Origin of the sequence: Candidatus Aramenus sp. CH1 (genome assembly GCA_022678445.1) — an archaeon.
GTDB lineage: Archaea > Thermoproteota > Thermoprotei_A > Sulfolobales > Sulfolobaceae > Aramenus.
In genome coordinates, this window is the sequence record JALBWU010000001.1 from 215,440 (window position 1) to 226,146 (window position 10,707).

The window sequence follows — 10,707 nt, forward strand, 5'->3', positions numbered from 1 at the left end:
TTTAGTGGACTCTAACGTCTACGCCTACCACGACTACGCCTTCGAGCTAGCCAAGTCCAACGAGGTACACGTCACGGAGAGGTCGTTAAGGGGACTCGACAGATGAGGGAGCTCACGTCCAGGAAGGAGTTCTCCCAGTACTTAAGGCTGTACGAGAAGGACGCCAGCGCTCTAAGGAAGGCGTTAGAGGGACAGTAACCTCTCAAAGTTCTTGTACGCTACTGCCTCGTCGTAGGGGAAACCCTTAGCGGACTCCAATAGCTCAACGCCCCTGTAGGGGGAGTCGCTACCGTAGACCGACCTCTCCCTTGGGAACCTCGAGGCCTCCTCCCCGCTCTCGACTACGTAGTACACCCTCCTGTCGTCCAACGTAAAGGACGAGTAGAGCAAGAGGACTTTCACCTCCCTAGTGGAGAACAGCTCCTCCAGTTCCTCCCTTTTAGCCCCGTGTATGAAGAGGAGTTGCCCCTCCCTTTCAACTGCATTGTACAGAAAGCCCAGTCTGTCGTCAAGGAGGGAGAAGTCGTGGTGGACAGGGCTCAGCACAAACCCTATTACTCCCTTCTCCAGTTGCCTCTTTACCTCCGTCTCTGCAGGCACCCTGCACCTAGGGTTGTATAACCTCAGCCTCAGGAACTTGTCACCCCTGTCCCTTGCCCACAAGTACTGCTGGTAGAACCCATCAACGCAACACTCGCACGCGTACTTGTAGAGGGGGTTCAGCACAACCCCCTCCACCACCACGTCTCCCTCCTCCATCCTAGGCGTGGCCGTGTACTTGTAGAGCTCTACGCCGTAGTGGGTGTTGGCGTCTATAAATCTCCTCACGCCTTTTTAATTCCTGGAGGGGGGTAATAACCTATGAGGGAAGTGGTGGTAGAGGGGCCCTGCGTCATTAAGGTGTTAGAGGGAAGGGTCAAGGTCGTGGGGATACCTGTGGAGAAGGGAGAAGAGCTGAAGCTACCCCCGAGGACCTTCACCGTCGTGGTGGAGGACAACACCAAGTTCCAGATGGACTGCAGGGCCCTAGGGGAGGTCAGTCTGGGCTGGGAAAAGGTAGCAGAGAAGATCGCCCAGTCCGGCGGGAAGGTACTACTATTGGGGGCCACTGACTCTGGCAAGACCTACTTCTCCACCCTCCTCTCAAACCTCTCCCCCTCCTACTTTGTGGACGGGGACGTGGGGCAGTCGTCACTCTTCCTCCCCGGGTTCGTGGCCTCAACTAGGCTGTCCGGGAGGAGGTTGACGCTGGAGGCCAAGGCAGAGGACCTGGAGTTCTTTGGGGGAATAACCCCTTCCATTAACTACAGGCTACATGCAAACCTCGTTTCCTCCTTAGTTGGCAGGGGGAAGGAGAGGCTAACCGTGGTAGATACAGACGGCTGGTTCAAGGGCGTAAAGGCAATGCTCCACAAGTTCGAGCTCACCTTGAGGGTGGACCCGGACTTCGTCGTCGCCTTCGACGAGAGGATAAGGGAGAGGTTGCCCTCTCCATACAGGCAGAGGGTAGTAACGGTTAAGGGTGTTGGGCTCTCAAAGGACCCTGAGAGGAGGAGGAAGAACAGGGCGCAGAAGTTCAGGGAGTACTTTAGCCAGGGGAGGGTCCACGTGATCCCCCTAGAGGACTTCCTAGGGGAGAGGGTCTCCGAGCTCCTGCTCAACGCTTGGGGGGAGTACGTCCAGCTAGTGGACGAGACCCCCTGCGTAGGCTACAGGGTGAACGCAGAGTCGCTGAGGGGGGCTCTCCTAGGCGTAGTGAGGAAGGGAAAGGTTGTAGGGGCAGGTCTCCTACTAGGCCTCGAGGAAAAGGTGGTGAAGTTCCTGTCTAGGGCAGAAGAGGCTGACGGGGTCATCCTTGGCACCATGTCCTTGACCCCCGACTTCGAGGAGAGGGCAATCCAGCTGGAGAAGTGCTGAGATAAGTATATCTAATCGCTCTCGAAATACTACACATGAAGCTTTGTGGAAAGGAAGTACCGCCCCTCGGTCTGGGCACTTGGAAGATGGGAGGGGGCTACTGGTCCCCCAGCTACGAGAGGGACCAGGAGGACGTTGAGGCGATAAGGTACGCCCTCTCAAGGGGCGTCAGGGTAATAGACACTGCAGAGATGTACGGAGGGGGACACGCGGAGGAGCTCGTGGGCAGGGCAATCAAGGGCTTCGACAGGGAGGAGCTCGTGATCATAACGAAAGTCTGGCCAAACCACTTGAGGTATAGCGACGTCATTAATTCGGCGAAGGCAAGCTTGAGGAGACTACAGACAGAGTACATAGACCTCTACTTGATCCACTGGCCTAGCAGGGAGGTCCTCCTGTCAGAGACCTTTTCAGCAATGGAGAGGCTGGTGGAGGAGAACCTCGTTAGGTGCGTCGGTGTCAGCAACTTCGACCTCCCCCTACTAAAGGAGGCGCAGAAGTACGCAAGGATTGAGGCAGACGAGGTGGAATACAACTTGTACAACCTCTCCCATGAGAGGGAGTTAATACCCTACTGCCAGTCCCAAGGGATACACGTGATAGCCTACTCTCCGCTGGTACAGGGGAGGGTACTCAGGGACAAGAGGGTGATTGAGCTAGCCAAGAAGTACGGGAAGCCCTCCTCAGCCATAGCGTTGAACTACTTGATGAAGAGATCCATCCCAATACCCAAGGCGTCTAACAAGGCCCACGTGGACGAGGCCTTAGAGGCCCTGAGCAAGGAGGACGAGGAGTACTTGAGAGGTTAGATTTTAAAATACGCGATATTATCATTTTTTATGGAATTAACAATAACTTTGAGCGGAAACCCCCAGAACCCAGACGTCACCGTGGGGAAGGAGAAGAGGAAGGCAATAGAGCTCTACGCCAGGGGGCCCCTGATGGCCTTCCTGGTCTCAATCCCCCACTGCATTTACTTGGCCTCCACCCAATTGGCGGAGAACAAGAAGGAGGACGTGGAGCTCAAAGTAGTGATTAGGTACAAGCTCGACCCCATAGCGATGTTCGCTGGGAACTACGTGTTCGAGAGGATCGTGGTGGAGGTCTGCGCTAAGAAGTGCGACGAGGAGTTCGCCAAGTGGGTAGCTGAGGGGGTAAAGGAAAACTGCCCCATCTACCAGAGCCTGAAGGACAAGATGGAAATAGTGTACACGGTCGAGTGACTTGGAGTGGACAGATGGAGCGGGTCCAATGTTAGTCCAAAGTTAACAAGCGATTTTAACCTATCCCTCCCTTCTTCCATATGATCTGTGCCTTCGTGTTCAGAAGGGACTTAAGGCTCGACGACAACGCCGGCCTCATCTCGGCCATGTCCGAGTGCGAACAAGTGGCCCCGGTCTTCGTGATAGACCCGAGGCAAGTGGAGGACAACGAGTACAAGTCCGAGAAGGCGTTGGCATTTATGTTCAACTCCCTCAGGGAGCTAGACCAGGAGATAAGGGAGAGGGGAGGGAAGCTCTTCGTCTTTAAGGGGATAGCGGAGGAGGTCATAACGAGGCTCCTCGACAAGGTGGACGCGGTCTACTTGAACGAGGACTACACGCCCTTCAGCAAGAGGAGGGACTCGGCAATAGCGGAGGCGTGCAAGAGAAAGGGGAAGGCCTTCCGCTCCTTTGAGGACTATCTCCTCACGCCAAAGGCGGAGTTCAAGGGGTTCAGGAACTTTACCTCCTTCTACAACTACGCAAGGGGCTTGAAGGTCAGGGAGCCATTGAGGAACGAATACAAGAACTTCTTCACGGGGAAGTTACTCGAGGAGGTGGAGCCGCCGGAGCCACAATCAGCAGGTAGGTTCAAGGGAGGGAGGAAGGAGGGGCTGTACCTAGTGGAGAGGGCGAAGCGCATAGACTACTTCAGGAGGGACTATCCGTCAGAGGGGAACGTGAGCTACTTGTCCCCCCACCTAAAGTTCGGAACCGTGTCCCCCAGGGAGGTGTACTACGCGTTGAGGGAAAACTTGGCTTTCATAAGGCAACTCTACTGGAGGGACTTCTACACCCTCTTAGCCTACTACAACGAGAGGGTTTTCCGGGAGCCTTTTAAGGCGCAGTTCAAGGACGTTCAGTGGGAGAACGACAGGATACTCTTCGAGCTCTGGAAGAGGGGCAAGACCGGGTACCCAATAGTGGACGCAGGAATGAGGGAGCTGAACGAGACGGGCTACATGCACAACAGGGTGAGGATGATCTCCGCCTTCCTCCTCACTAAGGTGTTCCTCGTGGACTGGAGGTGGGGAGAGAAGTACTTCGCCCAGAAGCTGGTGGACTACGACCCCTCCGTTAACAACGGGAACTGGCAGTGGGTGGCGTCCACCGGAGTAGACTACACCTTCAGGGTCTTTGACCCTTGGAAACAGCAGAAGAAGTTCGACCCCAACGCCAAGTACATTAAGACGTGGGTGGAGGAGCTGAGGGACTATCCGCCCCACGTCATCCACGAGGCCTACTCTAGGGATATCCCCGGGTATCCAAGACCTGTTGTGGACTGGAGGGAGAGGGTGGAAAAGGCCAGGAAGCTGTACTTTAAGGAGACATAATCAAGAAATATTTATAATTTAGAAAAATAACTTATATAATGATATGTGCTACGAAAAGGTTAGGATAGCTGAAGAGAGGAACTTGAGGAGCAAGAGAGCAGTAAAGGTAGAGGGAAGGACCGCCTCTAAGTAACCAAGTCATACCTTTTTCTTACTTTTAACTAGAAGACCGACTAAGATAGGAGTTGCCAGAAAGGGAAGAAAAGGTATAAAAAACGGCTTAACTTCTCCAACCGAACGACCCTATTGGCACTGGCTGGTTCGACGTGTACTGGAACGGGGTTAGTGGAGCTAGCTGGTACGCGTACTGTCCCGCGAACAGCACGTCAGCCCTGGTGAAGAACCCTGCCACTAGAGCTAGGACTGCCACTACCAGTATGGCCACCTTTATTGGCGTGGAGAAGTCATTCAAGGTTTCGGCGCCGGTAGCCTTAGTGGCCCTCCACGCCATTAGCGTCCCTATCCCTGGGACAACGAAGCCTAAGCCCAACAGTACTAGGTCTAGGGCGAAGGTGGCCGAAGTCACTAAGTAGATGTAGCCTACTTCTTCGAAGACGTTGATGAAGTTGACGTTTGCCACGAACAGGAACCACGTAGCTAGCTCGGCAATGGCGGAGTAGGCCAGTAGCTTGGCAGTTAACCTCCTTGCCCTTATCCACTCTTCTCCGCTACCAACAAAGCTCATTATGTAGCTCCACGCTGCCCCTCCCACTGTCCCGGAGGCAAGGAAGAGGGCTGGGAGGCCTCCGTTGTTCCAGAAGGGCACTCCAGTTGCCGCGGAGAGCTCAAAGCCACTGTAGGTAGTTGAGAATATCCCCGCTATGACGCCTAGGATAGCGAAAGTCCAGTTCAAGACCACGTTCTTGCTGTTTAGCACGACCTTTAACGCCATGAATATGAACGCAAAGAGCAGTAGTCCTCCCACGAACTCTATTCCCCTAGCCATCCACGAGTGTACCATCTGGGGGAAGGCGTTTATGGGAGCGAAGAATCCTCTCTCCGGGTTGCCTAGGTGTATGTCGAAGAATATCAGCGACAAGGCGGTGAAGATGAATGCGAACACCGAGTTCCTCTTCACTAGCCCAGGGTACTTCCCAGTCACCTCCAGGAGGCCAGTTATCGCCATCAGCATCCCTCCTAGCCCCGTGAAGAAAAGTGCTAGGGCCACAGTGACATCCCACTCTGGGTACTGGTTTATCTGCAGTATTGGTGCTTGAACTCCGAAACTGGTGCCTGGAACGGGTGCAGTAAATAGTCCCATGACTGTGAGTCCTCCTAAAGCATAAATAAAGGTTAGTTTCAGCTATATAATATTACTTAATGAACATATTTCAATCTGCTAGCAGGTTGAAGGCCACTATGCCCGCGTTCTTCACCAACGTCACCGCGTTTACCGCGTCGTTCTTGTTTGCGCCTTCGGCGTAGATTATCTTCGCAATGTGTATTAGCCTAGGCTTGTCTGGAGGTGTCAAGTACACCTCCACGTTCATCTTGGCCAGCTCGGTGGTTATTGCCCTTACCTTACTCGGGGTTAGCCTTTCTTCGTCCGCTTCTATGACCATGGTGACCACGAAGTAGTTGGAAGTAGAGGAGGGCCTAATTACGGTGACCCTGGGGCCCTCCCCTAAGGGTGGCGAGATGATGAGCTGAGTGTAGACCCCTGGGGCGTTGCCCTTCTCCACCTTCATTCCAAGTTCGGCAAACAAGTTGGCGATGTCGTTCTCGTTCATTACGTGCACCTCAAGGCGGAGTCTCCCATCTTAGACTCCACGTATTTCTTGCCAGTTGCCTCCACGAGCCTCCTCAGGGCGTTTCCCTCTTGGTAGACCACTATTAGCCCGGCTTTCTTGGCAGACTCCAAGGAGAGCTTGTTGGAGGTGACGAAGTACGCCCCCCTTCTGACGTTAGTTACCTTGTAGAAGTAGTCGAAGAACTTGGGGGAAGTGGTGAAGCTCTTGACCTCCTCAGCTGAGACCACCCTCGTGATGAACGAGTCCAAGTTCAGCCTGGCCAGTACCCTCATGGCGGTGGACTTCTTGACGTTAGTTACCAAGAAGACCCTTCCCCTGTAGGACAGTTCCTCGAGGAAGTAGGCGTCCTCCTTCGCCCTCACTAACTTGGGGTCTAGGTCTACGTCGAAGTAGTCGTTAGCCTTCTCCACCTTCTCTAGGAGTTCCTTTGCGTTTGGGACGTACACCAAGGTGTTAACGAGTGTTAACGCGAAGTCCATTCTTCAACACCCTCTCTACCCACCTCTTGGTTAATAACTTTTGTTTGCAGTCGTTGCAGACGTCCGTGTAGTCCTCCACGTCGTCTATCCCAAGGGAGGACAGCACTATGCTCACCCTGTTCTTGAGGCTGTAGGAGTCCAGGGGCTTACCGCAGTACCTGCACCTCACTACTTGGCTGGAGGAGGCGACGCTCTTCTTCAAGTCCTTTATCCTGGAGAGGCCCACGAGGGTTATGGCCTTCTCCGGGCAGTTCCTTATGCATCTCTGGGAGCCTATGCAATAGGACAAGTCGTAGTAGAGGGTGGTGGAGTCCCTAGTGGAGACCTGCTCGAAGACGAGCATCTGGCAGGACCTCACGCACACCCCACACAGGACGCACTTGTTAGGGTCAACAGCTACCTTGTAGACGCCGGGAACTTCCTCCTCTTCGTCCTCCACGGTTGTCTCTTTGATTGCCCACAGCAGTAGCCCCCTCCTCCTGCTCCTCCCCATGACCAGCTCCTCCGGGACCTGCTTTCCCGGGAGAACTGGCATGCGGGACAGCTTCTCCATCCAGTCCTTGGCCTCAGCCTCGTCCTGGGCGAAGGGGAAGGAGACCTTGGTCCCCGGGAACTTCCTCATTGACGCTTCCATCCTGAGCTTCGCCACGTCCCTCAGCTCGCATGCCCTGTCAGGAGAGTACACAAGGGGGTAGAAACCAGAAGCGTAGGTCAACGCCAAGAAGGAGTCGTGGACTGAGGCGACGCAAGGGGCGATTAGGGGGTAGACGTACGCGCTATCCGTTCTAGGTACCTTGAGTGCCTTGTTGCATGTGAACAGCACTATACTGGGCTTGTCCCTTGGGGCGTACTTGTTCAGGGCGTTGAGGAAGTGCACTACTTGGTCTGTCGTGAAGTTTGGTACCTCGAGGTAGCCCAGGAAGGACATCCCGGAGCAGAAGCCACAGGCGGAGCACTTCTCCGGGTCTGAGACATGGGGGCCCTCAAAGGACTTCTCGATCAAGGGACAGAGGGAGGAGAGGTAGTTCATCTCCCTCTCAAACTGTACCTCCTGTTGTAGGACTGGGTAGGGCTTGTAGTAATAGAGCTTCCCCCTGACCAGAGACCTCCTGGAGATGCTCTTCCTCCTCAGGGGCTGTACCCTCTTTGCCAAGTAGGACATCGACGCCTTGCTGACGTAGGCTAGGAGAAGCGCCTTCCCGTGCTCTTTCCCCTGGAACCAGTCTAGGTAGACCCTCTCCACGGACAGTGGGTGGATGGGCGTAAAGTCGTCTATTCTTTCAAGGAAGTCCTCCAACTCTTTGTTTTCCCTCTCGCTCGCTACCACCAACGACTGAACCCCGTTATCCCTCAAGTCGTTCACTAGGTAATCGCCGAACTCCGCTATGTACGCCAGCCCTCCCTCCTCGAACACCTCTCTCAGCAGGTCGTCTCCCAAGTATTCCCTGACCTTCTTGGACACCACTACGCCGGTAAGAAGGACGATAAGCTACACCCTAGTTCTAGTCTCATTGCCCGGTTTAAAGTGGATATTTTCGAGAAAACGATATTACTTAGAGGAAATATTTCCAGTCTGGTTCAACATGCTCTCGTAGACTTCCCTCGCCCTCTTGTAGTCCGGGAAGAGTTGCATCGCCTTTTCTACCTCTTGGAGGGCCTTCTCCCTCTCCCCTCCCAAGAACTCCGCCACAGCCAAGCTGACCATGAACTCGGGGTTTGCCTTTAGGCTTAGGGCTATCCTGAACTCACTCTCCGCTAGCTTGTAGTACTTGGTCTCCAGGTAGACCCTCCCCTTCACGAAGTGGAGGTAAGGGTTCTTGTTGTCGTACTCCAGTGCCCTATTTATCTCGTAGAGGGCGTCCAAGTACTTCCCCAAAGCGTAGAAGCACTCAGCCCTCATGAGCCTTGCCTCCACGTCGTCTGGTTTGAGCCTTATCACCTCGCCAAGCACGTTGAAGGCGTCCTCGAACTTCCCCTGCCTAAATAGGATATTTGCCTTTAACTTTTTGTAGTCATAGGAGTAGGGCATGATGTCCAGGGCCCTCTCCACTTGTTCTAACGCCTCTTCAGACTTGTTCATCTCGAAGAACAGGAGGGCCTTCTCGAAGTACAACGCGTGGGAGTACGAGAACCTCTCCGTCCCCTTGTCGAGCTCTTTCATCGCCTTCTCCTCGTCCCCAGAGAGGAGGTATGCCCTTGCCCTCAAGACGTAAGCTTCGGGCAAGTCGATTCCCTCAAGTAAGCGTAACACTTCCTCTGGCCTTTTTTCCTCCAATAACTTTAGCCCCTCCTCTATAGGGTCATCCATAATTTTAACTTCTCACAATGAGAATAAAAACCAATATATTGCTTCTCATTCATATCGAAAAAGTGAAGACAAGATTAATTAAGAAGTGAGAGTCCGAACCGTTCCCATTTCAGACCTCAGTCCGAGGGACTTGGCCTTTTCGCAGACCTCCTCCACTGCCCTAGTCTTTCCCACGACGACAGCAAAGAAGGGAGAGGCAAAGGGATCCTTCATTAGCCCCCCGTACTTCCTCAAGGCAAATGGGTCCCTTACGGGAAACTTGTCGACTTTAAGGCCTTTCAGCCTCTCCACTGGTCTGCTGAGCCCAACCTCTTCGCTTAGGAGGAGCTCGTCCTCCCTAGACCTTATGACCTCTCCGAGCTCCTTATATACCTTGGAGTGGGACTCCAGGAACTCCTCCCCCTGCTTCAGTAGGTAGGGCTCAGTGGAGAGCATCCCGAGGACTGCCCTGTTGTGGACGGAGAGGGCCAGGAGTTCGCCCAGCTCGCCTATGAGGCAGTACTTTTCAGCTTGACAGGGCTTAAGCGAGAAGTTCGTCCTACCTTCTCCGAGGCCCCACCCGAAGAACTCATCCTCCCTAGTGAACTGTAGGTCGTCCACTACCCCCTTGACTACCAGGGGGTTTAAGGAGAGGGCCTCCATGACCCTATCGTAGAGCCTGGAGCTCAGAGGTACTCCAACGTCCACGAACCTCAGCGTAGTCGCGGAGACGCCTCCCTCCCTCTCTAGGGAGACTTCCCTTGAGAAGGCCTCGTCGCGCTTTAGCGAGAAGTACTGTATCACAACTTGGGCGTCAAAGGAGTAGGGCTTTGGAGAGTTGACAAAAACTAGCTTTACCTTTCCCCTACCTAAAAACAAGGAGAATGCCTTACCCAGGTCGCAAGTGACCATGATAGTCGAGGGATTGAAACCGGCTTTAACGTAGTCCTCTAGGTAGTGTGGCATTTACCTTACCCACTATCTTCTCGATCTCCGGGCAGTAGTAGTTCAACTTTATCCCTTCCCTCCTGCACTTAGCTGCTATGGCGTATGGCCTCCCCTCGCCGTCGTAGGAGATGAGTACCCTGCACCCGTTTACCTCTACTGGGCTGAAGTAGTTCAACAACATCTCGGCTATCACCTTTTTGCTGTCATCGCTTACCTCGTTCAGCTTGTTGTACATCATCATGGCAATGGTTATGGGCTGGTTAAAGCAGACTATGAAGGGCGAGATCCCAGATGACGTGATTACCTTGTAGAAGTCGTCTATGAACTTCCCCAACTCCTCCTCGCTCCCACCGTACCGCCAGAGCTCTCTGAGGAGCTTGAGGCAGTTGGCCTTGACGTTCTTCTTGGCCGTGAAGATGTAGGTGAGCACGACCCCCCTTGGAGTAATCGTGAACCCCCTGGAGGACTTCTTTATGAGTCCCAGCTCAGTCAGCTTCAGAAAGAGCCTCCAAGCTGTAGCACTGGGGATCTTGGTTAGCTTGGAGAGCCTGTACGAAGTAAGGTGCAAGTGAAGCACAAAGTGCTCTAACACCAGGAGATCGTCGTCGTCCAGGGACAGCTTAACCATTATAAAGATAAATTGTATACTAACCTTAAAAATTTTCTTATTAAAGTCTATTTAAATTTATATCCTAATCATGACTAAGGAATGATGTAGAGAAACTTCCG

General features: G+C 53.6%; 12 protein-coding genes. 4 read left to right on the top strand and 8 right to left on the bottom strand.

Annotation, left to right across the window (positions count from 1 at the left end):
* Positions 1-183 precede the first annotated feature (183 nt).
* Positions 184-828, bottom strand: a complete 645-nt coding sequence (locus MPF33_01170; protein MCI2413852.1) for a hypothetical protein — start codon at positions 826-828, stop codon at positions 184-186.
* 33 nt (positions 829-861) lie between these two features.
* Here MPF33_01170 and MPF33_01175 point away from each other — a divergent pair, with 33 nt between their 5' ends.
* The 4 genes from MPF33_01175 (at position 862) to MPF33_01190 (ending at position 4,513) form a co-directional block, all read left to right on the top strand.
* Positions 862-1,917, top strand: coding sequence for a GTPase (locus tag MPF33_01175; protein MCI2413853.1), 1,056 nt, complete (start codon positions 862-864; stop codon positions 1,915-1,917).
* Positions 1,918-1,952: 35 nt separating this feature from the next.
* Positions 1,953-2,726: an aldo/keto reductase gene (locus MPF33_01180; protein ID MCI2413854.1), complete on the top strand. Its 774-nt coding sequence runs from the start codon at positions 1,953-1,955 to the stop codon at positions 2,724-2,726.
* A 30-nt stretch (positions 2,727-2,756) separates the two neighbouring features.
* A complete protein-coding gene (locus MPF33_01185) occupies positions 2,757-3,140 on the top strand; it encodes an OsmC family protein (protein ID MCI2413855.1) in 384 nt (127 codons plus the stop codon).
* Positions 3,141-3,220: 80 nt separating this feature from the next.
* Positions 3,221-4,513: a DNA photolyase family protein gene (locus tag MPF33_01190; GenBank protein ID MCI2413856.1), complete on the top strand. Its 1,293-nt coding sequence runs from the start codon at positions 3,221-3,223 to the stop codon at positions 4,511-4,513.
* A gap of 220 nt (positions 4,514-4,733) precedes the next feature.
* On the opposite strand, the gene nrfD is transcribed toward MPF33_01190, so the two are convergent.
* The 7 genes from nrfD to MPF33_01225 all read right to left on the bottom strand — a co-directional run bounded on the left by nrfD (position 4,734) and on the right by MPF33_01225 (position 10,606).
* Positions 4,734-5,774 (bottom strand): polysulfide reductase NrfD, encoded by a 1,041-nt coding sequence (gene nrfD / locus MPF33_01195; protein MCI2413857.1) that lies wholly within the window; start codon positions 5,772-5,774, stop codon positions 4,734-4,736.
* 70 nt (positions 5,775-5,844) lie between these two features.
* On the bottom strand, positions 5,845-6,243 hold the full coding sequence (locus MPF33_01200) for a DUF2299 domain-containing protein (protein MCI2413858.1): 399 nt from the start codon (positions 6,241-6,243) through the stop codon (positions 5,845-5,847).
* Positions 6,243-6,743 (bottom strand): HAD family hydrolase, encoded by a 501-nt coding sequence (locus MPF33_01205; GenBank protein MCI2413859.1) that lies wholly within the window; start codon positions 6,741-6,743, stop codon positions 6,243-6,245. The genes MPF33_01200 and MPF33_01205 overlap by 1 nt, the downstream gene beginning before the upstream one ends.
* Positions 6,718-8,208 carry a (4Fe-4S)-binding protein gene (locus MPF33_01210; protein MCI2413860.1) on the bottom strand — a complete coding sequence of 497 codons (1,491 nt, stop codon included), beginning with the start codon at positions 8,206-8,208 and terminating at the stop codon, positions 6,718-6,720. Before MPF33_01210 ends, MPF33_01205 begins: the two co-directional genes overlap by 26 nt.
* An 84-nt stretch (positions 8,209-8,292) precedes the next feature.
* Positions 8,293-9,051: a tetratricopeptide repeat protein gene (locus MPF33_01215; GenBank protein MCI2413861.1), complete on the bottom strand. Its 759-nt coding sequence runs from the start codon at positions 9,049-9,051 to the stop codon at positions 8,293-8,295.
* Positions 9,052-9,129: 78 nt separating this feature from the next.
* Positions 9,130-9,996, bottom strand: a complete 867-nt coding sequence (locus tag MPF33_01220) for a hypothetical protein (GenBank protein MCI2413862.1) — start codon at positions 9,994-9,996, stop codon at positions 9,130-9,132.
* Positions 9,968-10,606: a MarR family transcriptional regulator gene (locus MPF33_01225; GenBank protein MCI2413863.1), complete on the bottom strand. Its 639-nt coding sequence runs from the start codon at positions 10,604-10,606 to the stop codon at positions 9,968-9,970. Before MPF33_01225 ends, MPF33_01220 begins: the two co-directional genes overlap by 29 nt.
* Between the last annotated feature and the right edge of the window lie 101 nt (positions 10,607-10,707).

Bases quoted from the DNA above. Each gene is read 5' to 3' on its own strand.
- MPF33_01175 (MCI2413853.1), top strand. From the start codon at position 862: ATGAGGGAAGTGGTGGTAGAGGGGCCCTGCGTCATTAAGGTGTTAGAG.
- MPF33_01180 (MCI2413854.1), top strand. From the start codon at position 1,953: ATGAAGCTTTGTGGAAAGGAAGTACCGCCCCTCGGTCTGGGCACTTGG.
- MPF33_01185 (MCI2413855.1), top strand. From the start codon at position 2,757: ATGGAATTAACAATAACTTTGAGCGGAAACCCCCAGAACCCAGACGTC.
- MPF33_01190 (MCI2413856.1), top strand. From the start codon at position 3,221: ATGATCTGTGCCTTCGTGTTCAGAAGGGACTTAAGGCTCGACGACAAC.
- nrfD (MCI2413857.1), bottom strand. From the start codon at position 5,774: ATGGGACTATTTACTGCACCCGTTCCAGGCACCAGTTTCGGAGTTCAA.
- MPF33_01200 (MCI2413858.1), bottom strand. From the start codon at position 6,243: ATGAACGAGAACGACATCGCCAACTTGTTTGCCGAACTTGGAATGAAG.
- MPF33_01205 (MCI2413859.1), bottom strand. From the start codon at position 6,743: ATGGACTTCGCGTTAACACTCGTTAACACCTTGGTGTACGTCCCAAAC.
- MPF33_01215 (MCI2413861.1), bottom strand. From the start codon at position 9,051: ATGGATGACCCTATAGAGGAGGGGCTAAAGTTATTGGAGGAAAAAAGG.
- MPF33_01220 (MCI2413862.1), bottom strand. From the start codon at position 9,996: ATGCCACACTACCTAGAGGACTACGTTAAAGCCGGTTTCAATCCCTCG.
- MPF33_01225 (MCI2413863.1), bottom strand. From the start codon at position 10,606: ATGGTTAAGCTGTCCCTGGACGACGACGATCTCCTGGTGTTAGAGCAC.